Source organism: Haloarcula sp. CGMCC 1.2071, from assembly GCF_037078445.1.
In the GTDB taxonomy this organism is placed as follows: domain Archaea; phylum Halobacteriota; class Halobacteria; order Halobacteriales; family Haloarculaceae; genus Haloarcula; species Haloarcula amylolytica.
Genome location: NZ_JAYMGY010000003.1, coordinates 90,620 through 112,497, shown reverse-complemented (window position 1 = coordinate 112,497; position 21,878 = coordinate 90,620). Strand labels below are relative to the sequence as shown.

General features: G+C 63.1%; 23 protein-coding genes. 16 read left to right on the top strand and 7 right to left on the bottom strand.

What is annotated here, in order from left to right; translation table 11 throughout:
* The first annotated feature begins 3 nt into the window (after window positions 1-3).
* From ilvN to pfkB, 9 genes are all read left to right on the top strand, one after another.
* The gene (gene ilvN, locus VI234_RS07880) at window positions 4-591 is read left to right on the top strand and encodes an acetolactate synthase small subunit (protein ID WP_008309974.1); all 588 of its coding nucleotides are present in this window, start codon (window positions 4-6) and stop codon (window positions 589-591) included.
* Window positions 584-1,615 carry a ketol-acid reductoisomerase gene (ilvC, locus tag VI234_RS07875; protein ID WP_336329688.1) on the top strand — a complete coding sequence of 344 codons (1,032 nt, stop codon included), beginning with the start codon at window positions 584-586 and terminating at the stop codon, window positions 1,613-1,615. The genes ilvN and ilvC overlap by 8 nt, the downstream gene beginning before the upstream one ends.
* The gene (locus tag VI234_RS07870; protein WP_336329687.1) at window positions 1,608-1,877 is read left to right on the top strand and encodes a hypothetical protein; all 270 of its coding nucleotides are present in this window, start codon (window positions 1,608-1,610) and stop codon (window positions 1,875-1,877) included. The genes ilvC and VI234_RS07870 overlap by 8 nt, the downstream gene beginning before the upstream one ends.
* The gene (leuC, locus tag VI234_RS07865; RefSeq protein WP_008309968.1) at window positions 1,874-3,295 is read left to right on the top strand and encodes a 3-isopropylmalate dehydratase large subunit; all 1,422 of its coding nucleotides are present in this window, start codon (window positions 1,874-1,876) and stop codon (window positions 3,293-3,295) included. The genes VI234_RS07870 and leuC overlap by 4 nt, the downstream gene beginning before the upstream one ends.
* Window positions 3,292-3,936 carry a 3-isopropylmalate dehydratase small subunit gene (leuD, locus tag VI234_RS07860; protein ID WP_008309966.1) on the top strand — a complete coding sequence of 215 codons (645 nt, stop codon included), beginning with the start codon at window positions 3,292-3,294 and terminating at the stop codon, window positions 3,934-3,936. The genes leuC and leuD overlap by 4 nt, the downstream gene beginning before the upstream one ends.
* A gap of 165 nt (window positions 3,937-4,101) precedes the next feature.
* Window positions 4,102-4,842: an HFX_2341 family transcriptional regulator domain-containing protein gene (locus tag VI234_RS07855; protein WP_008309964.1), complete on the top strand. Its 741-nt coding sequence runs from the start codon at window positions 4,102-4,104 to the stop codon at window positions 4,840-4,842.
* A gap of 469 nt (window positions 4,843-5,311) precedes the next feature.
* Window positions 5,312-6,295, top strand: a complete 984-nt coding sequence (locus VI234_RS07850; RefSeq protein WP_336329686.1) for an isocitrate/isopropylmalate dehydrogenase family protein — start codon at window positions 5,312-5,314, stop codon at window positions 6,293-6,295.
* Window positions 6,296-6,383: 88 nt separating this feature from the next.
* Complete coding sequence (gene glpR, locus VI234_RS07845) at window positions 6,384-7,145, top strand: HTH-type transcriptional regulator GlpR (RefSeq protein ID WP_008309961.1); 762 nt, start codon at window positions 6,384-6,386, stop codon at window positions 7,143-7,145.
* Window positions 7,142-8,050, top strand: coding sequence for a 1-phosphofructokinase (gene pfkB / locus VI234_RS07840; protein WP_008309959.1), 909 nt, complete (start codon window positions 7,142-7,144; stop codon window positions 8,048-8,050). Before glpR ends, pfkB begins: the two co-directional genes overlap by 4 nt.
* A 38-nt stretch (window positions 8,051-8,088) precedes the next feature.
* On the opposite strand, the gene VI234_RS07835 is transcribed toward pfkB, so the two are convergent.
* Window positions 8,089-9,216: a hypothetical protein gene (locus tag VI234_RS07835; protein ID WP_336329685.1), complete on the bottom strand. Its 1,128-nt coding sequence runs from the start codon at window positions 9,214-9,216 to the stop codon at window positions 8,089-8,091.
* Window positions 9,217-9,219: 3 nt separating this feature from the next.
* Window positions 9,220-10,002 (bottom strand): class I fructose-bisphosphate aldolase, encoded by a 783-nt coding sequence (locus tag VI234_RS07830; RefSeq protein WP_008309955.1) that lies wholly within the window; start codon window positions 10,000-10,002, stop codon window positions 9,220-9,222.
* Window positions 10,003-10,121: 119 nt separating this feature from the next.
* Here VI234_RS07830 and VI234_RS07825 point away from each other — a divergent pair, with 119 nt between their 5' ends.
* Window positions 10,122-10,271 (top strand): DUF7557 family protein, encoded by a 150-nt coding sequence (locus tag VI234_RS07825; RefSeq protein WP_008309953.1) that lies wholly within the window; start codon window positions 10,122-10,124, stop codon window positions 10,269-10,271.
* Here VI234_RS07825 and VI234_RS07820 read toward each other — a convergent pair.
* Window positions 10,268-10,720 carry a DUF5799 family protein gene (locus tag VI234_RS07820; RefSeq protein WP_336329684.1) on the bottom strand — a complete coding sequence of 151 codons (453 nt, stop codon included), beginning with the start codon at window positions 10,718-10,720 and terminating at the stop codon, window positions 10,268-10,270. The two genes, VI234_RS07825 and VI234_RS07820, sit on opposite strands and share 4 nt — an antisense overlap.
* Window positions 10,721-10,895: 175 nt before the next feature.
* On the opposite strand from VI234_RS07820, the gene VI234_RS07815 reads away from it, so the two are divergent.
* Window positions 10,896-12,179 carry an FIST signal transduction protein gene (locus VI234_RS07815; RefSeq protein WP_336329683.1) on the top strand — a complete coding sequence of 428 codons (1,284 nt, stop codon included), beginning with the start codon at window positions 10,896-10,898 and terminating at the stop codon, window positions 12,177-12,179.
* 55 nt (window positions 12,180-12,234) lie between these two features.
* Here the strand turns inward: VI234_RS07815 and VI234_RS07810 are convergent, their stop codons facing one another.
* Window positions 12,235-12,630, bottom strand: coding sequence for an OsmC family protein (locus tag VI234_RS07810; protein WP_121510886.1), 396 nt, complete (start codon window positions 12,628-12,630; stop codon window positions 12,235-12,237).
* Between the two features lie 167 nt (window positions 12,631-12,797).
* Here VI234_RS07810 and VI234_RS07805 point away from each other — a divergent pair, with 167 nt between their 5' ends.
* Entirely contained in the window at window positions 12,798-13,169 is a 372-nt protein-coding gene (locus VI234_RS07805) for a hypothetical protein (protein ID WP_008309949.1), read from the top strand.
* A 52-nt stretch (window positions 13,170-13,221) separates the two neighbouring features.
* Window positions 13,222-14,076 (top strand): UbiA family prenyltransferase, encoded by an 855-nt coding sequence (locus VI234_RS07800; RefSeq protein ID WP_336329682.1) that lies wholly within the window; start codon window positions 13,222-13,224, stop codon window positions 14,074-14,076.
* Window positions 14,077-14,161: 85 nt separating this feature from the next.
* Here VI234_RS07800 and VI234_RS07795 read toward each other — a convergent pair whose 3' ends face one another.
* A complete protein-coding gene (locus VI234_RS07795; protein ID WP_008309946.1) occupies window positions 14,162-14,821 on the bottom strand; it encodes a DnaJ domain-containing protein in 660 nt (219 codons plus the stop codon).
* Between the two features lie 126 nt (window positions 14,822-14,947).
* Between VI234_RS07795 and VI234_RS07790 the strand changes: the two genes are divergently transcribed.
* The 3 genes from VI234_RS07790 (at window position 14,948) to VI234_RS07780 (ending at window position 18,344) form a co-directional block, all read left to right on the top strand.
* On the top strand, window positions 14,948-15,496 hold the full coding sequence (locus VI234_RS07790) for a DUF1684 domain-containing protein (RefSeq protein ID WP_336329681.1): 549 nt from the start codon (window positions 14,948-14,950) through the stop codon (window positions 15,494-15,496).
* A gap of 72 nt (window positions 15,497-15,568) precedes the next feature.
* Entirely contained in the window at window positions 15,569-16,429 is an 861-nt protein-coding gene (locus VI234_RS07785) for a CPBP family intramembrane glutamic endopeptidase (protein ID WP_151146654.1), read from the top strand.
* A 265-nt stretch (window positions 16,430-16,694) separates the two neighbouring features.
* The gene (locus VI234_RS07780; RefSeq protein ID WP_336329680.1) at window positions 16,695-18,344 is read left to right on the top strand and encodes a PAS domain S-box protein; all 1,650 of its coding nucleotides are present in this window, start codon (window positions 16,695-16,697) and stop codon (window positions 18,342-18,344) included.
* Between the two features lie 55 nt (window positions 18,345-18,399).
* Here VI234_RS07780 and VI234_RS07775 read toward each other — a convergent pair whose 3' ends face one another.
* Both VI234_RS07775 and VI234_RS07770 read right to left on the bottom strand, forming a co-directional pair.
* Window positions 18,400-20,460 (bottom strand): TRAP transporter permease, encoded by a 2,061-nt coding sequence (locus VI234_RS07775; protein WP_008309938.1) that lies wholly within the window; start codon window positions 20,458-20,460, stop codon window positions 18,400-18,402.
* Between the two features lie 45 nt (window positions 20,461-20,505).
* Window positions 20,506-21,657 (bottom strand): TAXI family TRAP transporter solute-binding subunit, encoded by a 1,152-nt coding sequence (locus tag VI234_RS07770; protein WP_080504305.1) that lies wholly within the window; start codon window positions 21,655-21,657, stop codon window positions 20,506-20,508.
* Window positions 21,658-21,878 lie beyond the last annotated feature (221 nt).

Below are 21,878 nucleotides of genomic sequence, written 5' to 3'. Positions count from 1 at the left end.
GGAATGCCAGGCCCCGCGCCGGACGAACGGATGCGCCCGAAGGGCCGACGCAACATGCAGGGCATCCGCGTCGACCCCGAGGCCGAAGTGACTCACGAGCCGCGACAGGCGGTGCTGTCAGCGCTGGTCAAGCACCGACCGGGCGTGCTTTCGGAGGTGTCGGCGCTGTTCAGCCGACGCCAGTTCAACATCGAAAGCCTCACCGTCGGGCCAACGGTCGACGACGACACAGCCCGGATGACGATTCTCATCGAGGAACCGGAACCGGGAATCGACCAGGCGAAAAAGCAACTGCGGAAGCTCGTGCCCGTCATCTCGGTCAGGGAACTCGAAGGCGAGGCCGTCCGGCGAGAGCTCGCACTGGTGAAAGTCAGCGGCGAGAAGCCAGACGACGTCAACGCCGTTGCCGACATGTACGACGGCCAGGCCGTCGACGCGTCGACCGATTCGGTCACCGTCGAAATCACGGGCAGCAAGCAGAAAATCGACGCCGCCATCGAGGCGTTCAAGCAGTTCGATGTGCAGGAGATCGTGCGAACCGGGGCCGCCGCACTGGAACGCGGCCCGAAAACACTAGAGAAAGATGTCTGACGAACTTACCACAACAGTCTACTACGACGAGGACGCTGACGTATCGACTATCGACGACGAAACCGTAGCCGTGCTGGGCTACGGCTCACAGGGACACGCCCACGCGCTGAACCTCCACGAGTCCGGCGTCGGCGTGATTGTCGGCCTCCGCGAGGACTCGTCGTCGTGGGCCGACGCCGAGGACGCTGGCCTCCGCGTCGAGACGCCCGACGTGGCCGCCGGCGAGGCGGACCGCGTCGTGATGCTCGTGCCTGACACGATTCAGCCGGCCGTCTACGAGGCCATCGAGGACGAACTGGACGCCGGCGACACGCTCCAGTTCGCGCACGGCTTCAACATCCACTACGGCCAGATCGAACCGCCGGAAGACGTCGACGTGACGATGGTCGCGCCCAAATCGCCGGGCCACCTCGTGCGCCGGACCTACGAGCGCGGCGAGGGGACGCCCGGTCTCATCGCGGTGTATCAGGACGCGACCGGCAACGCCAAGGAAGAGTCGCTGGCCTACGCGAAGGGCATCGGCTGCACCCGCGCCGGCGTCATCGAGACCTCCTTCCAGGAAGAGGTCGAGACGGACCTCTTCGGCGAGCAGGCCGTCCTCTGTGGCGGCGTCACCGAGATGGTCAAGGCCGGCTTCGAGACGCTGGTCGACGCCGGCTACGCGCCGGAGATGGCCTACTTCGAGTGTCTGAACGAGCTGAAGCTCATTGTCGACCTGATGTACGAGGGCGGCCACATGGGCATGTGGAACTCCGTCTCCGATACCGCCGAGTACGGCGGTCTCACCCGCGGTGAAGAGGTCATCGACCGCGAGGGCATGGAGCAGATTCTCGAAGAGGTCCAGAACGGCGAGTTCGCTCGCGAGTGGATCAACGAGAACCAGGCTAACCGGCCCGCCTACAAGCAGTACCGCGACGCAGAACAGAACCACCAGATCGAAGCCGTCGGCGAGAACCTGCGCGACCTGTTCGCGTGGGGTGAGGACGCCGACGCCGAGAAGACAGAAGCCCCAGCAGATGACTAACGAACACACGGATCCAACGGACGGCGAACAGAGCGAATCGCGCACAACGATGGGCAGCATCGAGCACACCCACCCCGAGACGAACGGGACCTTCGGCGCGGTGTTCCGCCGCGGCCCGGTCGTGGCCGCCGACGGCGGCGAACGCGACGCGGAGGAGGAGGAGACTGACGAGACGATGGAAGACATCGACCACGAAGCACCCGACGAGGGTGTCACTCGCGCGTACGAACGCGGAACTGAAGGGCGGGACGAGACAGTATGAGCCAGGGAACGCTGTACGACAAGGTATGGGACCAGCACAAAGTCACGACCCTGCCGAACGGCCAGGACCAGCTGTTCGTCGGCCTGCACCTCATCCACGAGGTCACCAGCCCGCAGGCCTTCGGGATGCTCAAAGAGCGCGGCCTCGAAGTCGCGCGCCCGGACCTGACCCACGCGACGGTCGACCACATCGTGCCGACCGCGAACCAGGACCGGCCCTACAGCGACGACGCGGCCGAGACGATGATGGCCGAACTCGAAGAGAACGTCCGGGACGCCGGCATCCAGTTCTCCGACCCGACGACGGGCGATCAGGGGATCGTCCACGTCATCGGCCCGGAGCAGGGCATCACCCAGCCCGGCAAGACCATCGTCTGTGGCGACAGCCACACCTCCACCCACGGTGCGTTCGGTGCGCTCGCGTTCGGTATCGGGACCAGCCAGATTCGGGACGTGCTGGCGACCCAGACCATCGCGATGGAGAAACAGAAGGTCCGCAAAATCGAGGTCAACGGCGAACTCGACGAGGGCGTCGAGGCCAAGGACATCATCCTCGAAATCATCCGCCGGCTCGGAACCGAGGGCGGCGTCGGCTACGTGTACGAGTATGCCGGCGAGACCATCGAGAACCTCGACATGGAAGGCCGGATGTCCATCTGTAATATGTCCATCGAGGGCGGCGCTCGCGCGGGCTACGTCAACCCCGACGAGACCACCTACGAGTGGCTCGAAGAGACGGACTACTTCCAGGAGCACCCCGAGAAATTCGAGGAACTCAAGCCGTACTGGGAGTCCATCCGCTCGGACGACGACGCCGAATACGACGACGTCGTCGAAATCGACGCCAGCGAACTGGACCCGGTCGTGACATGGGGCACCACGCCCGGCCAGGGCATCGGCATCGACGACCCGATTCCAGAGCCCGAGGACCTGGCCGACGACAAGGTCGACACCGCTCGCCGCGCTCAGGACCACATGCGCGTCGAGCCCGGCGAGACGATGGAAGGGTACGATATCGACGTGGCCTTCCTGGGTTCCTGTACCAACGCTCGACTGCCTGACCTGCGCCGCGCGGCCCGTATCGTCAAGGGACGCGAGGTCGCCGACGACGTGCGAGCGTTCGTCGTCCCCGGCAGCCAGCGGGTTCAGGAGGCCGCTAGAAAAGAAGGCCTGAAGGACATCTTCGAGGAGGCCGGCTTCGAGTGGCGCAACGCCGGCTGTTCGATGTGTCTGGGCATGAACGAGGACCAGCTGGAAGGCGACGAGGCCTGTGCCTCCTCCTCCAACCGGAACTTCGTCGGTCGGCAGGGCAGCAAGGACGGCCGGACCGTCCTGATGAACCCACGGATGGTGGCCGCCGCGGCTATCACTGGCGAGGTCTCTGACGTGCGCGACCTGAAGGAGGTGAATCTGGCGTGACCGACCCCACCGAGGATATCCCGTCGGTCGACTACGTCGAAGGCACTGGCATCCCGATCCGCGGGAACGACATCGACACGGACCAGATCATCCCCGCGCGGTTCATGAAGGTCGTCACCTTCGACGGTCTGGGCGAGTTCGCCTTCTTCGACCTGCGGTTCGACGACGAGGACAACGAGAAGAACCACCCGTTCAACGAGGAGCGGTTCCAGGACTCGAACGTGATGGTCGTCAACAACAACTTCGGCTGTGGCTCCTCCCGCGAACACGCGCCGCAGGCGCTCATGCGCTGGGGCATCGACGCCATCATCGGCGAGTCCTTCGCCGAGATCTTCGCCGGGAACTGTCTCGCGCTCGGCATTCCGACGGTCACCGCCGACCACGAGACGATCAACGCACTCCAGCAGTGGGTTGACGACAACCCCGACGGCGAAATCGAAGTCGACGTGCGGGCGGAGACGGTCACCTACGGTGACAACGAGGTCAACGTCAGCGTCGACCGCGCCCAGCGTGAGGCCCTCGTCGAGGGCAACTGGGACACGACGGCGCTGATGAAGGCCAACCAGAACGCTATCGAGGAGACGGCCTCGCAGTTGCCGTACCTGGATCAGACGCGGTCGGATATCGAAGCGGACGATTAACGCGAGGTCGCCCCGCGACCTCGGTATGCGCGAACGGCAGCGCCGTGAGCGCAGCGCGATCATTTTCCGTTCACGGCCAGGTCGGTAATCCGACGGTCGTGCCACAGGAGAGGTCTGTCCCGGAGATGGCAAGACCAATAGCTGTGCGGGGCGCGTCATTCTCGCATGGACCAGATTCGGGAGATACACATCGCGCCGCTGGGGCACGAACGCGACCGGATCGCCGAACCGATTCACCAGCACAACGCTGACGACGTGTACCTCCTCACAGCGACGACGGAGCCGTCACGGCTGACGCCGTACCAGCAGGCGCTCGTCGAAGAACTGGACGCCAACGGCGTCAGTGTCGACCTGCACTGCGCGGATCTACATGACCTCTACGACGTGCTGGCGGTCGTGACGACGCTGACCGCCGACCATCCGGAAGATATCGTGCGCGTCAACGTCTCCAGCGGGCCGAAAGTAGCGGCCATCGGAAGCGCTATCGCGTGTATGGCGACGGCGGCGACGGCCTACTACGTCCATCCCGAAGAACACGTCCCGCCGATTTCAGCGGAGCCACTCACTCGCGGGATGGAGCGCGCGGAGGTCCTCCCGTCGTACCCCATCGAAGCCATCTCCCGCGATCAGGTCGCAGTACTGGACTATCTCAAGCGGACGAACACGGACACCTACACCGCCAAGAAGTCAGACCTCATCGGGTTCGCCGAGGACGCCGGGCTTTCGTTCATCGACGACGCGGACCCGGCAAACGAGAAGGCGAAGTTCGCGCTGTTGAACGCCAACATCGTCGACCCGCTGGTCGAAGACGGGTACATCGCGGTCAGCGATGTCGGCCGGACGAAACAGGTCGAACTGACCGAAACCGGGCAGAACGTCCTCCACGCCTTCCGACACAAACTCTGAGCTAAGCCACCCTCTGCCGTGACCGGCGCTTGGTATCGTTGCTTCGACAGCAGTGGTCCCTGCTGGACCGATAGTATTGATTGTATTTTTTGTATCTGTAGTATCTATGGTATCAGTAGTTTCCATAGTATTGTGGTAGTAAATACATATTAACCACCACAATACTCGGGTGCGCACGGTCCCTGGCGACGCGCTGTTCCCGTCGCTTCGGCCCTCCACCAGTTCGATGCGCTCGCTGGGGAGCCGTGCCACCGCGCTGCCATCCCTGTCTCGACCCAGAGTCACCCTCTGGCTCGCCGTGTCGAGACGGTCCACCGCTGACGCGTTCCACGAGTATGGCGGACCCCGGAGTCAACCGCTTCGGATCCGCTCCGGAAACTCCCGCTCGACTGACGCTGCCACCGCCCGAGCGCTGCGTGTGAGACAGCGAACCGAATCACTTTCACCGGCCGACTACGTGCCTCCTGCTATGACACACGAGATAGCCGTTATTCCCGGCGACGGGATCGGACAGGAGGTCACACCCGCCGCGGTCGAGGTTCTGGAGGCCGTCGATGCCGTCGACTTCGACTTCGTCGAAGGTGCGGCCGGCGACGCAGTGAAGGCAGAAACCGGCGAGGCGCTGCCCGAAGAAACGCGCGATCTGGCGGCCGACGCCGACGCGACGCTGTTCGGCGCGGCCGGCGAGACGGCGGCCGACGTCATCTTGCCCCTCCGGCAGGTCGTCGGCTCCTTTGCCAACGTCCGCCCGGCCCGCTCGTATCCGGGGCTCGACGCTGTCCAGCCCGACACCGATATCGTGTTCATCCGGGAGAACACCGAGGGCGTCTACAAGGGCATCGAGAGCGAAATCTCTGAGGGCGTCACCACCTGCACCCGGGTCATCACCGAGGACGCTTCCGAGAAAATCGCCGAGTACGGCTTCAGCTACGCGAAGGGGAACGGGTACGACGACGTGACGATTGCCCACAAAGCCAACGTCATGCGCACCACGGACGGCCTGTTCCTCGATACGGCCTCGGCGGTCGGCGAGGACCGGGACGCGTCATACGACACCGCGCTCATGGACGCGCTCGCGATGCACCTCGTGATGAACCCGCAGGACTACGGCGTCGTCATCTGTCCGAACCTCGCCGGTGACATGCTGTCGGACCTCGCCGCCGGCCTCGTCGGCGGCCTCGGTCTGCTGCCGTCGGCCAACATCGGCGAGGAAAACGCGCTGTTCGAGCCAGTTCACGGCTCCGCGCCGGACATCGCCGGCGAGGGCGTTGCCAACCCCTCGGCGATGATTCTCTCCGCCGCGATGTTGCTCGACCACCTCGGATACGACGAGCAGGGCGATGCTGTCCGGTCGGCCGTCGAGTCCGTGCTCGACTCGGGTCCCCGAACGCCGGATCTGGGCGGCGACGCATCCACTAAGGACGTGACCGCCGCGGTTATCGACGAGCTGTAGGCAGTTTTCTCGCACTCTATCTGGGCAGAAACAAGCACAGTCCGATAGAAAGAGGTAAAACCGAAGCGAAACAATCACAGCAGAGAGAATGCTCCCGGCCGAGCGAAAGCGCACTATCGTCCAGTTGGTGACAGAGCGAGACGGCTGTTCAGTGTCGGAACTGGCCGCGGAACTCGAGTTTTCGAAGGCGACGATCCGCCGTGACCTCCGGGACCTGGAGTCGCAAGGCCGCATCAAGCGGTCCCACGGCGGCGCAGTACCGGCGTCCTCCGCCGGGACCGAACGACCGTACGGCCAGCGCGAGGTTGACCACTACGCGGAGAAACAGGCCATCGGCGAGCGAGCGGCACAGGAGGTCCGTGAGGGCCATGTGGTCTGTTTCGATGCGGGCTCGACGACGATGGAAGTCGCTCGCGCGATTCCGGACACCGACTACGTCGCGGCGACGAATATGCCGGAACTCGCCACTGATGTGGCGGAGCGAGACGTCGATGCGAAGCTCACCGGTGGGAGTCTCCGACCGCGGACCCGGGCGCTCGTCGGCCCGATGGCCGAGCGAGCCATCGAGCGAATGAACTTCGACCTGTTGTTTCTGGGGACGAACGCCCTCGACAGCGCCGCCGGGCTGTCGACGCCAAATGAAGACGAGGCGGCCGTCAAGGAAGTCATGGTCGAGCGCGCCCGCCGGGTCGTGCTGGTCGCCGACGCGTCGAAGTTCGGCGACCGGAGCTTCGTCAGCTTCGCCGATCTGGACCAGGTCGACCTGCTGGTCACTGACGCCAGCCCGTCAGGGGCGCTCGCCACGGCACTCGCGGACGCCGACGTGACCGTCGAGGAGGTCAGCACATGATCGTCACCGTCACCTACAACCCCGCCGTCGACCAGACGATTCAGTTCGACGAGCAGATGGCTCCCGACCGTGTGATGCGGGCCGACGAGGCGCAGTTCGACGCGGGCGGGAAGGGCATCAACGCCGCGCAGTTGCTCACGGCCATGGACCGCCCCTGCGTCGCGACGGGACTGCTGGGCGGGTTCACCGGGTCGTTCATCAGAGAGACCCTGCAGGGCGACGGCGTCGAGACGGCCTTCGTCGACGTGGACGGAACGACGCGTCTCAACACCACCGCCATCGCGGCCGCGGAGGAGTACAAACTGAACCAGGCCGGGCCGACTGTCGGCGAGTCGGTCGTCGACTCGCTGCTCGAACGGGTGCGAGCGCAGTCCCCCGACCGCGTGCTCGTCGGTGGAAGCCTGCCGCCGGGGCTGTCCCCCGATGCCATCGACCGCATCGCGGGCGGCGGCGACTGGGAGACAATCGTCGACACCGGCGGCGACGTCCTCCGGGAGCTCGATGCCCAGTACGGACTCTGTAAGCCGAACCGAACGGAACTCGGCGATGCGACTGGGGCCGATGTCTCAACCGTCGAGGGGTGTGCGGACGCGGCGGACACGTTCCGGGAGCGGGGTTTCGACCGCGTGCTGGCCTCCCTCGGCGCAGACGGCGCGGTCCTCGTCGGCGACGAAGGCCGGCTGTACGCCGAAGCCCTCGACATCGACGTCGTCGACACCGTCGGGGCTGGCGACGCGCTCCTCTCGGGCGTGCTGAGCGCCTGGGAAGCCGGTGCGGACGACGAGACGGCGCTCCGGACCGGCGTGGCCGTCTCCTCGCAGGTCGTCAAGCGGGCCGGCACGGCCGTTCCCGACCTGAACGACATCGACTCGCTCCGGGACGGCGTGACGGTTCGACGACTGTAGCGGGCAGAAAAAGCGTCGTAGAAAGCGGAGACTGCAACTCAGAACTTTTCGAGGTAGTCGTCGACGAACGCGCGCACGTCGGTCAGCGACGGCTGGTCCGCGGTCCGGACGAAGTAGCCGGCGACGGCGTTGCTGACGACGACGGCGGCCGCCGGCGGGAGTCCGGCAATGAGTGCGAGCCCCAGCCCGGCGTTGAAGTGGTCGCCGGAGCTGGTCGTCAGTTCCGGGTCCGAAACGGCGGGGACGGCGACACTGTCGGTGCCGTCCGGTGAGACGACGACCGAGCGCTCCACGCCGTGGCCGACGAACCAGGTCGGCTCCAGGGCGTCGTACACCGCCTCGGCGTCATCGGTGAACGACCGCTCGGCCTCGCCGGCGTAGGCGTTCGCCAGAACACCAGTCTCGGCCCGGTTCGAGGAGACCACTACGTCGGTCACTTCATCCAGTCGGCCGATGGCTTTCCGGCCGGCACGGAGACGGTCGCCGTCGAGCTTTCGCACGTCGCCGGGGTCGACGAGCACGGTCCCGGGCGGGTCGTCGATGTCGCCCCACAGGTCACGGAGGCCGTCGAAGATGGTCGGCAGGTCCGGCGTCTCGGACCAGTAGCCAGTCCCTAACAGGCTTGCGCCGTCGAGCTTCCCGGCCAGTCGGTCGTGGCCGAAGGCTGCGTCGAGTTCGGCCCAATCCAGCGACATCGTGTCGCCGATCTCGGTGAGCATGAGCTTCCCGTCGTCGAACTCGACGGCATCGGTGACGCCGGGGTCGCCAAGCGAGTGGAGGTCGTACTCGCCGAACTCCGCCTCGAAGGCGTCGTGGACCGGCTCGCCGTACATCCCGACCATCACGGGGTCGAACGACCAGCCGCCGAAGGCCCGCGCGAGGTGGCTGGTGTGGCCGCCGGTCCGGCTGCCCTGCTGGAGCCACTCGAAGGAGAGGGAGCTGTCGGCGGCGACGGAGCGGTCGATGCGGTCGCCAAAGCCCTCCAACGTGGCGAGGCGCTCGTGGCTCTCTGGGTCGATGCGGTCCGCGACGACCTCCCGGACGCGGTCGAGGTAGCCGTCGAAACCGAAGACGACCCGGCCGGCGTCGATAGCACCGGGAAGCACGTCGCTATCGGGCAACGCTTCGTCCGCCGCGGCGACGGCTCGGCGCGTCTCCTCGTCCATGGCCTACAGGACGTCGTCGGCTGTCGCGTCCTCGAAGATGACGCCTTCGAGCTTGTCCAGGATGTCGTAGGGGTCATCGCGCTGCCAGACGTTGCGGCCGACGGCGAGGCCGGAGACGCCGACGTCCATGCAGTCCTCGACGAGTTCGAGGAAGTCCCGGTCGGAGGTCTTCGAGCCACCGGAGAGCAGGACGCGGTTGTCAGCCGCCGAGCGGACGGCGTGGGCCATCGCCTCCTTGTCACGCGGATACTTGACCTTCGTGAAGTCCGCGCCGAGTTCGAGGCCGATGCGGGCCGCGTAGGCGATGGTCGAGGGGCTCCGGTGCTCCTTGATGGCCTGTCCGCGCGGGTACGACCACATCGCGATCGGCAGGTCGTGGTCGCGGGCGTTCTCCTGGACCGGGCGGAAGTCCTCGAACATGTCGGTCTCGCGGTTGACGCCCGGATAGACGGTGTACCCGATGGCGTCGGCACCGAGTTCGGCGGCGTAGTCGACCGACCAGTTCTGTGGCGAGTACGGGTCGCCCATCCAGAGGTCCGACCCGCCGTTGAGCTTCGCCAGCAGGTTCACGTCGTCCTCGTAGCTCGGGTAGTACGTCTCGGCGAGGCCCTTGCCGACGGCCAGCGCCGTCACGGCGTCGTGGGTCGCCATCTCGAACACCTCACGCGGGTCGAGGCGCTCCTCGACGCCGCTGAACTGCTTGGGACCGTGTTCCAGCCCGTGGTCGTGGGCCAGCACGAGCGTCTTGTCGTTCCGTACGAGCGGTGAGTCACCCAGTGGTCGCATGTGTCGTGTTTCTACCGAGAACGACCATTAACAGTTTTCGGTTCTGATTTGTTACTACTGTTCGCGTTCGTTTTTGAGCGAGGGCGGGAATTAAGTGTGTTCCAGTGAAAGGTTCGGGTATGCCATCCGTGGAACTGGACGCCGAGACAGTGGACCGCCTCGACGATCTCCGCGTCGAGGACGAATCGTACGACGACATCGTGACGGAACTCATCAACATCTACGAGGCCGAGGAGCTAACGCTGTTCCACGGCGGCGACGAGTACTAACCCTGGGCCTGCTCGCAGACGGACTTCCAGCGCCCGTTCGACTCCAGTTTCTCCTGCAACTGCTCAGCGTACGCCTGTGCGAGGCGTGCTGCTTCTTCCTCCTGTTGTTTGTTGCCGCCGCCGCCGGACCCACCCAGTCCGAGCGCGTCTTTGACGCCCGAGAGGAGGCCGCCCCCCGAACTCCCGGACTGGTCACCGCCCGGTCCGCCCATCGGACCCTGGTTGGCGACCCGCTCCATCTCGGGCATGACGCTAGAGAGCTTCGAGGTATCGGCGACGATCCGAGCGGCGTCAGGGTCGCCCGGGTTCTCGATCTCGAACTCGACTGCAGTCATCACGAGCCCCCACTGCTGGCTGGAGAACGACGACGCTTTGACCTGTTCGTTGAACCGCTGGTCGACCGCCATCCGTTCGCCGGCGATGCGATCGGTCCAGTTTGAATCGCTCATGGACTGGTGTTTGCGGGCCGGCGGTATGAGCGTTTCCCGCTCCGTGCGGTGTTCTACGGTAAAAAGCACCGTTTCTGGGCCGGCTGTTACGTCCCCCACCGACCCACTGCCACGTCTTATTGTCTTCAAAACGGTTCCAATATGTTAAGTTAGCTCACGATATACTTGCATCTCAATGACTACTGAGTTTGGGACAGGGCAGGCGACGGGGGACTCTGGCGATGCCGCGGCTATGGACGCCATACGGGAAGCCATGGACGCCATCTCGGCCAGCGAACCGGACTTCTGTCAGATTTTCTGCTCCCCGACATACGATTACGAGGCGGTGCTGTGGGGCGCTCGGAGTGTTGTCGGTTCAGATACCGAAATCGTGGGCTGTTCGTCCTCCGGGGAGTTCACTGAAGCCGGTTCTGGGAACGGAACTGTCACAGTCGGCGTCGTTTCGTCGGACTCGATGCAGTTCTTCTCCAGCCTCTCGACCGAACTCAGCGCAGATCCCGAGCGCTGTCTGTTCGAAGCCGTTCACGACCTCCCCGCGAGCGAGGACCCTGCTGTCGATGGGTACCCGCACCGGACGCTTATCAACCTTCACGACGGCATGGCCGGAATCGGAAACAAAGTCACTCGACTTACCGAGCAGTACCTCGACGACGAGGAGACGCCTGTCGTCGGGGGGTCTGCGGGCGACGACCTCCAGTTACAGCAGACCCACGTCTTCCGGAACGACCAGGTCGAGACGGACGCCGTCGTCCTCGCGCTCATTGCTTCAGAGGACCCGCTCCCGGTGACAGTCAACCACGGCCACGAACCGATCTCCGAAGCGATGACGGTGACCCGAGCAGAGGGCAGCACCGTGTACGAACTCGACGGCAGACCTGCGTTCGAGGCCTGGCGGGACGCGATCCGAGAGGATGCGATGGAGACGTACGATATCGATGTCGACGAGTTGGAAGCAGGGTCCGAGGACCTCGTCATGCTGCTCGGCCGCTATGAACTCGGTATCGAGTCTGAACCGGACGCGGATGCGGACGGACTCGCCTCTCGGATCAAGACCTTCATCGAGAGCAAGCTCATCTCGACGAAAGGGTACAACATCCGGTGGCCGGGCCATACAACCGACACCGAGGGGCCGCTGGATTTCGCTGTCACCGTTTCCGAGGGGACGCAAGTGCGGGTGACACATAGTAACAAATCTGATCAGGTGTATGCTGTCCGGAACGCCGCAACCAACGCCGTCAACGAACTCCGCGGCGGAACTGTCGCGGGCGGGTTCGTGTACGACTGTGCCTGCCGGGCGATGATTCTCGGCGACGACTTCGACGACGCCGTTGACACGATTCACAGCGCTATCGACGCGCCCTTCGCCGGCTTCGAGACCTACGGCGAAGTCTGCTCGGCCGACGAGGATTACACTGGCTATCACAACACGTCCTCGGTCATACTGCTGTTCCCGGAGTGACGACGACAGGTCTTCTATCAGCGGAAAATAACCGTCACCCCCTGTTCCTGCCCGCTCAGACGCCGGACTCGATGGTGATTTCCGCGTGCAGCTCGTCCTGCAGCGCCGAGTGGACGTGACAGATGTCCTCGGCGAGTTCGACGATGTCCTGCTCTTCGTCGGCAAGCGATTCCTCGACTTCGACGTGGAAGTCGATGTACTCCAGGTCGTCGTCCTCGTCGAGACCCGCCGCGACTTCGACGTCGACGCTGCCGATGTCCTCGTGGCCATACTTGTCTGCGGCGACGCGCAGCGCCGGGATGTAACAAGAGGCGTAGTCGGCGGCAAGCACCTCGTTCGGCGACGGTCCGTTCTCGCTCAGCGCGTCGACGATGAGCTCCCATTCGCCGTTGATGATGCTCTCTACTGTGTATCCTTCCTCGCATGTGCTCTCGACTTCGATATCTGCCATAGCACTCCTGTGGACACAGCCCTTCCCCTAAACATTTCCTGCGTGGCATTTCTGCCTGCGGGCGCGAAACGCAGTGACTCACCAGCGTGGCACCGGGCTACTGCGGGTAGACCGGCTAGTCGGGCACTGCCGAAAGATAATACACCTCCAGCCCGTATGAACGGGCAATGGAACACCTCGCACCGTCGAACGTGCCGGTGTACGCCACGCGGGAACACCAGCGCGAGATCTGGGAGCGGTGCCGGGACCGGGGACAGCCAGTCCTCGCCGTCAGGGACGCGACGCGGGGGTTCATCGTCCGGTACGACCTCCAGCACCTGTCCTACGAACTCTCGGACACCACCGTGCAGGCGCTTCGTGACCGTGTCCGGTCCCGTCGACCGTATCCGACGACCACGGACCCGATATCGGAGACTGAGGGCGTCGGCGGCGAGGCCGGCCCGGTGTCCGGCGAACTCCACGCGGACACGGAACAGGCCGCCAGAGAACTGGCCTCGCACATCTCGGGGTTCGTGCTGGACCGGTCGAACTGGCGGTAGTACCGAAACAACGCGGATGGGGATTTTTCCCACAGCCGTGCCTTGAGTTCGTATGGCAGTCGCCCGACACGAGAGCGGTCCGTTCGCGACCGTGAGTGCCCTGGCCTCGCAGGTTCACCCGGTGTTCATGCTGCCACCGCTTGCGACCTCGCTGTTCGGGGGGTTGCTCTCCGGCGGATTCTGGCCACCGGTAGCAGCGCTCCACGCGGGTGCGATGTTCTTCGCCGTCTATACGGCTCACGTCAAGGACGGCTACGTCGATTTCCACGTCCGCGGCGAGGACGACGACCATCCGCTCACTGCTTCGGGCTGTCGCATGGCGCTGGTCGGTGCCGGCGTCGGCTTCGCGCTCTGTGCGGCGGCCATCTGGCTGCTGGTCGGTGCCGGCGCGGCGCTGCTGACGCTTCCGACCTGGGTCATCGGCTACACCCACGCGCCGCAGTTGGATATGAACCCCGTCGGCGCGACGATGGGCTATCCGTCGGGCATCGCGCTGGCGTTGCTAGGCGGCTACTACGCTCAGGTAACGACGCTGACACCGCGAGCACTCGGTCTCGCGGCCGTGTTCCTCCTGCTGCTGACCGGCATCAAGATCATCGACGACGAGCAGGACTACGACTACGACCGGTCGATACAGAAACGGACCGTCGCCGTCGTCCTGGGCCACCAACGCGCTCGGCGGCTCGCGTTCGGCCTGTTCGGCGCGGGCCTCCTCGGAATTGTCGGGCTGTCCGTGGCATTGCCCGGGGTTCCGCCGAGCGCCGCGGCGGCTGCGCTCGTCTTCGGGACGGTTGCGGCTATCGCCCAGCGAGGCGATCCCGAAACCGCAACGATGCTGCTAATTCGCGGGTCGTATCTCCTGTTGGCCGTCCTCGTCACTGCTGTCTGGTTCCGACCGCTAGCGTGAGTGTGGCTGTTCTGCAAGTCGCTCGCCTCGCGACGATCCGAAACGGCGATCCGAAACTACCATCGCTCGAACCACACCTCCTCGGTCAGCCTGAAATGTGTGTGAGCATGTGGGTCGTTGAGACGACCAGCGATATCGTCACCATCGAGACGGCCATGACGCCGGCGACAACCGGCGAGAGGTCCCCGGTGAGGCCACCGACTGCGAGCAGTACAGCGGCAATGATAGTACAGACCAGTAGTGCCAGATGGACGAACAGCCACGGTCCGACACGGCGGAGTGAACCGAGCAGCGTCTCGACTCCCGACGACTGTGTCGGCCGGACTCGCTGGCCGGGCTTGTAGTACTCTGCGGCAGTCCCGTAGCCCGTGCTTCCGCCACGAGTCTGGGTGGGCCGCTGTGTCGCTTTCGCCGTTGCCCCGCCCGTCGTCCCTGTGTCGGCCCGCTGGTCGACGTACTGCTGTGCGATATCACTGACACCGCCCGTGGCTGTTCCGCCGTCCGCGCCGCTGTCGACGTGCCTGTTGACGTATGCGTCGTGACCGAGCCGGTCGTATCGCTCCCGCTCGGCCTCGTCCGTGAGCACGTTCTTCGCCTGCGTGAGTCGCTTGAACCGTTCTCCCGCGGCGGGGTCGTCACTCACGTCCGGGTGATGCGCTTTCGTCTGTTCCCGGTAGGCGCGGACTATCGTCTCCTCGGTGGCATCTGGGTCCACCCCCAGAATACCGTAGAACGTCGCTTCCATACACACCCCTGTGTATTTATCCAGTTGGACCAGGTGTATAATAAGGTACCCACTCCCTCACGCTGCGATATCGCTCGTCTGTCGCCGAGTCGCCGGACTGAAACTGCGTGGCTACCACGGTTCTGTATGGACGAAGTCACCGAAGACTGGGAGACACAGTTGCAAGCCAACCGGGACGAGAAAGACCGGTTCTTCGCGGAGCACCGCCAATCCCCGATTCCGCCGGAGGACCGCGACGATTTCGACGGCCTCAGCTACTTCGACCCGGACCACGACTATCGGGTCGAGGCGACGGTTACGGTCCACGAGACGCCGGACTCGGTCGATCTGGAGACGAGCGACGACCGAACGGTGCGCTATCTCCACGTCGCGACGCTGTCGTTCGACCTCGACGGCGAGTCCCGCGAACTCCACGCGTTCCGGCAGGCCGCCGACGAGTCCCGGACGCTCTTTGTTCCGTTCCGGGACAAGACCACCGGACAGCAGAGCTACGACGGCGGCCGATACATGGAACTGGAACCCGACCGCGACCTGAGCGACGGCGACGAGATTACGCTGGATTTCAACCTCGCGTACTCGCCGTTCTGTGCCTATAGCGATACCTTCTCCTGTCCGCTCCCGCCGGAGTCGAACTGGCTCGACACCGCGGTGACGGCCGGGGAGCGGATCGACTGAGGCGTCTTTGCCGGCAGTCACGACACCAACACCAAACGAATTGTTTACACATCGCCACGACCAAGGCAGTGTATGGCAACGGCGACCCGCGACAGTCCGATCCTGCAGGCCTTCCAGTACGGGTTTACGCTCTTCTCTGCGCTCTCGCTGGGGGTGATTGGCCTGGGATTCGGATCGATCCTGCTTCTCACCATCGCATTTTCGCTGTCACTCGGTGCAGGAGTACAAATAACGCAAGTACAGACGCTGGTTCTCGGGCTGATAACGGTCCAGGGAATCGGCTGCCCGGTCATCGCGTACACGTACATCAAGCTCAGACCGGTGATCAGAACGAAGCTCCGCGAGGTGTTCTCTTACTCTGCGGACAGCGGCGAGTTCGATATCGGTGTTTCTGTGCCGAGTTTCCGCGAGGCCGCCATCGTCGTGCTGGGCTACGCCAGCGCGATGGTCGGACTCGTGGTAGTAGCCGTCATCATCACGACGCTCGTCTCGATGTTCGGAATCGAAACGGCAACCAATCAGGCCGCGGAGATCGGCATGGAGAACCCCGATGTCCTCCTCCTGTTGATTCCCGCCTCGTTCCTCCTCATCGGCCCTGGCGAGGAACTGCTGTTCCGTGGGGTCGTCCAGGGCCGCATTCGGGACTACTTCGGCCCGATTTCGGGCGTCGCCATCGCGAGCGTCATCTTCGCCGGCATTCATTACCCCGCCCTCAGCGGCGGGTCGGTCACGGGCAAACTTGTCGGGGTGTGTGCCCTCCTCATTCCGTCGCTCATCCTCGGTGCAACCTACGAGTACACGGACAACATCGTCGTTCCGTCACTCATCCACGGCGCGTACAACGCCACGCTGTTTACTGGCCTCTACGTCACCGTGAAATTCAGTGGTGAACTCTCGTCCGCCGCGGGCGTCCTCAGTAACAGCGGGTTCTGACCGGCCCCTGCCCCAGCAGGCCCGTACTATAGCACGTTTGTAAATCATGTGATTAGTTGCCTGGCTTGCACACGCAAGGGAGCTGGTATTCTTGATGATCGTGTGAAACCTAAAACAGTTCAAACGGGGGCTTACAGTGGCGCTATATACGAACGACCACTTTACCACGTACCTCGCCTTTTTACCCAGTAGCAGAACCTGAATCGGTTATATTACTTTGAAATGACAAACGTCTTATTAGCGTTTTTGCACAACATTCAAACAGATGGTTGGTTCAGTGCGCGTCTTACATATCGATGACGAACCGGACTTTGCCGATCTAACTGCGGTATATCTCGAGCGGGCCATGGATTCATTCAGCGTCGACACCGCGATGCGGGCCGACGAGGTCATTACGGACCGCCCGCAGGACACGTATGACTGTATTATCAGCGACTACGATATGCCTGGCATGAACGGGCTGGAGTTCCTCGAACGGATTCGCGAGGACGCACCGAAGCTTCCGTTCATCCTCTACACTGGGAAGGGCAGCGAAGAGATCGCGGCCGAAGCAATCTCCGCAGGAGTCACGGACTATATCCAGAAGGAACCGGGAACGTCCCAGTACACGGTGCTAGCGAACAGGGTGCAAAACGCGGTCGAAGCCCGCAGAGACGAACTGCAAGTCACGCGTGGTCACCGCGCAATGAACGCGGCCTGGGACGGCATCAGCACCCTCGACGACGAGGGTCGGTTCACCTATTTGAACGACGCCTACGCGGCCACGTTCGGCTACGAGCGCGACGAGCTTCTGGGCGAACACTGGCAGAAAATCCACTCGGCAGAGAGCCTCAAAACGGTCGATGATGAAATACTCCCGGCTGTCAACGAGAACGGGACGTGGACGGGTGAGACACTGCTCGAACGCGCCGACGGGACACAGTTCATCGGCGAACACACCGTCGCGAGTATCGAAAATGACGGCTCCGTCTGCGTGGTCCGTGACCGAACTGACCGCGAAGAACTCGACAAGCAACTGCGACACGAGCGCGAGCGGTTCCGGCTACTCGTCGATGCGGTCGAGAATTACGCGCTGTTTCTGCTCGGCCCCGCCGGCCTCATCCAGTCGTGGAACGCCGGTGCGAAACAGATCACGCAGTACGAGGAATCTGATATCCTCGGTGAGCATTTCTCGACGTTTCACACAGAGAAACAGGTGGCCGACGGCATTCCCGAGCAACTGCTGCGAGAAGCCGGGGACTGCGGCAAGGCCACCGACCGCGGGCTCCGGGTTCGGAAAGACGGGAGCACGTTCTGGGCAGATGTGACCATCACTGAACTCCGGGAAAACGGCGACTCCCGTGGCTTTGCGAAAGTGGTCAAGGACATCACGGAGGAGATCGAACGGGAGCGGCTACAGGCGACGGCCGAACGCTACCGAGAGAAACTCTACGAGGTCACGAACGATACAGACCGACGGTTCGAACAGCGGTTAGTCGACGTACTGGAACTCGGTGTCGAGTATCTTGCCGTCGATCAGGGCCATCTCGTCGCAATCGATCCCAAGGCAGGAACGCATGAAATCATCGCTACCAGCGGCGAACCGTCTCTCACTGCCCCCGGCGACATCACATCGCTTTCCGAGACCTACTGCCGACGGACTGTCGAATCCGACGGTCTGCTCTCGGTCTACAACGCCGAGCAGCAGGGTCTGGGTGACGACCCCGCATACCAGCGGTACGGTATCGGCTGTTACCTCGGTGCGAAAATCGAAGTCGACAGTGAACTGTTCGGGACGGTCTGTTTCGTTGCTCGTGACTCCCGGTCGGGCCAGTTCAGACAGGACGAACAGGCCTTCGTCGAACTACTCACTCGCTGGCTCAAGTACGAACTGAGCCGACGCGACGGACAGATCCAGTGGCCGCTAAAGCCCTGACATCTGGGACTGATACTGTGTCGGGCCTAGCGGAAGACCCGATATGCCGGGTAGGTCAGTCGTCGATTGAGGCCTGCTCGGACTGTCCGGTTTCCGCTCCGGAGTCGTATTTCACCGCTATGTACAGCAATGCTAGGATAGAGAGTGTTGCAACGGTCTGGACGGCAACGGTCATCGGCACCAGCGGAGCGAACATCGCTGCTGCCGCAGCCACCAGTAATCCAGCGCGATTCGGGATTCGAAGTTGGCCAGAGAAATAGTTGACCATCGCTGTCGCGGTAGCGACGAGACCGATTCCCACGACGACGAACGTAATCGGTGTCGCCGGAACTGACCAGAACAACAGGCTATCGTTGACGACGAAGATGTACGGAAGAACAAACAGCGGTGCCCCGAGCACGAGCGACTTTCCGGCGGTCCGCCAGAAATTCCCGCCTGCGACCCTGGCTGTGACGAGGCAGGCGATGGCAACCGGCGGCGTCAGCGCCGAGAGAATCGCGAAGTAGAACACGAAGAAGTGCGCGGCGAGCAGGTCGACACCGGCCTCGGTCAGTGCCGGTGCGATCAGCAGCACGGCCGTGATGTAGGCCGCGACGGTCGGCATCCCGAGACCAAAGAGAAGCGCCGCGATCATCGCGAACATGAGCAACAGCGCGAGCACGCCTCCCGAGAGTTCAACGAGGCTGGAGGCGAACACCTGCGTGAACCCGGTGAGGTTCAACACACCGACGAAGATGTTCATCACGCCCAGCGACACCGCGATCGGGGCTGCGTTTTCCATCCCGCGGCCCAGGCCGTCCATAGTGTCCACGAGGAAGTCGCGGATTCCGTAGCCATCGCGAAAAAAGATCCCCTGGACGAACGCGGCCGGGAACGCGGACATTATCGAGAGGAACCCTGCGTACAGCGGATCGTACAGGAGAACGACCAGTGCGTACAGGAGAACGGCCAGCGGGACCCACAGCGCGAGCCCCTCGACGATCAGGTTACGAACCGATATCTGACCGAAGGAAACAGCGGTTGTCGTTCGGCCGAAGATCCTATCGAGTGCGTTTTTCCGATCCCTGTCGACCGTCTCTACGTCGGTCAGTTCTTCCTCGTCAATCTCGCTCGTGAGCCCTTCTTTGACGGTCGTCAGATGAACACCGATAGCGACCGTTCCGTAGAACAGGAGTGCCGGCAGGAACCCGACGACGATGATTTTCAGGTAGCTCGTCCCGGTGATCTCGGCCATTATGAATGCCGCTGCACCCATGATCGGTGGCATAATCTGGCCGCCGCTGGAGGCCACCGCCTCGTAGGCCGCTGCGGTATCTCTATCGAGCCCGTGACGCTTGAGCAACGGGATCGTAAACGCGCCCGTCGTCGCCGCGTTGGCGGCCGCGCTGCCGTTGACCGACCCCATACCCATGCTCGCGACCGTCGTCATCTGCGCCAATCCGGACCGGACCCGTTTGCCGATCAGCGTTCCGACCTGGACGAAATACTCCAGCGCGCCGTACGCTTCCAACAGCCCTGCGAGAATCATGAAGATAATAATAAACGTCCCCGAAACCTCGACAATGACGCCGAAGACGCCGCTGCCGAACTCAACTGTCAGACCCTGCACCAGTCGTTCGGCCTGAACTCCATTGTGGTTCAAAATACCCGGGAAATACGGGCCATACAGCGCATAGACAAGGCCAGCTACGCCGACCAGCGATAGCATCGGACCGTAAACCCGCCGGCAGACATCCAACAACAGCAGGATGATCAACAGCCCCATGAACAAGTCGAGGTCGGTGTATATCCCGAGTTGCTCGTAGACGATGCGGTTGAAGGCCGTAAAGAGGTAGACGGCGACGACAGCCGAGAGAGCGGCCTCGAGTAACGTCGCGTAGTTTCCGAACCGCTCCCGGCGTGTCTCGGGTTCGGGGGTATACGCGAGGACAGCCGCCCCGACGAGCATGAATCCGAGGTGGGCGATCTTGTGTTGGTCCTGTTCGAACGGGAACAGCTGGGTGAACCAGAGGTGATAGACCGTCGAGGCGACTCCCAAGGCTATCAGGAACCCGTACTTGGCCATGCGTACCCGGGACGGGTCGACCCAGCTCCCGGTTGTGTGTTCCCCCGTCATGGCTGCCGTTGATGTGGTGGCCGGCCGAGAGACGGGTCGCTCGCGTTACCCCTCATACTCCTCAAGTGTGGTCAGTCCGTCCTTCCAAAGGTCCTGCTCCTTGTAATACTTCTCAGCGCCGGGATGGACGGGTGCGTTCGGCGAGGGGAGTAAGAATTCCTGTGCGAAGTCCGGACCGGCGCGCGAGAGCACTGAACTCGCCTCACGGACCGCGTCGATGTCCTCCATGACGGTACGGACGAACTCATAGCCCAACTCCTCAGATACCTCGGCCGGGAAGATAGTCTCGTAGCCGACACCGACTGCGGGAATGGAGTCCATTCGAATATCCTGACCGTCCCATAGGCTGGCCGGCGTTTCGATGTACGTGTAGGGCAGATCGGAGTTGGCTAAATCTGACTCGTCGAACTCCCAGTTGACGACTGCGACGTCGGCCTGTGCGCCGGCCTCCTGCGCCCACCCGGTCAGTACCTCGCGGCTGACTCCGTAGACCATCATCATATCGAGACGGCCGTCAGCGAACTGCGCCCCCTGATCTCCCCAACTCATCGACTGGAGGTCGTACTTGTCCTCGACGTTGTCGATGCCGGATAGTCGGAACCCGTCGAGGCCCGCGAAGTAGTTCGTCCCGCCGCGCTGACCGAACGCCATCGAGACCGACCCGTCCTGGGGAATGTCTGATACCGACTCGATGCCTTCGAGTGCGTCGCCGGTCCGCCTGACGAGGTAGTACTCCAGGGTCATGAACGGTAACACCTGCGTCATCGTCTTCCCGACCGGTTCCCCGTACGGGTCTCCCCCGCTGTTTGAGCGCGCGACTGCCCAGTCGGTGCTCTGGGCGATGTCGATGTCCCCCTGCGCTATCAACCGAGGATTTGCGGCGGTCCCACCGGTTGTCTGGGCGCTCATGCTGATGCTGTCGGACTTTTCGGAGATTAGCTGTGCCATCGCCACCCCTGACGCGTGAGTCGCCGTCTCCGGCCCCGACGTTCCAATTGTCCAATTTGTACTGCTGCCACTGCCGTCGCTGCCACCGCTGTCTCCACCACTGTCGTCGCCGCCACTATTCCCGTCACCACCAGCGCCGTTACCGCCGTCTCCACTACAGCCAGCGAGACATGCGAGGCCAGCGGCACCGACCGTTTTCAAGAAGCTACGCCGCTCGGAAATCGAACCATCCTGATTGTTTCTGAACATTATCTAAGCTACAACTATGCTGTCAACCAATCTATATTTAAATGTTACTGCAAATATCTTTATCATACAGACATCGGCTGCGGAAACATACAACGCACCCCGAGCAAATTTTCAAATCTCGGGCAATAGTGGCCACTCAGCCGCATTATCGAGACTGTGAAAATCTGAGAGATGTGACTCAACTCGACAGCCCTACTGTTGGGACTACAATTATCAACGAT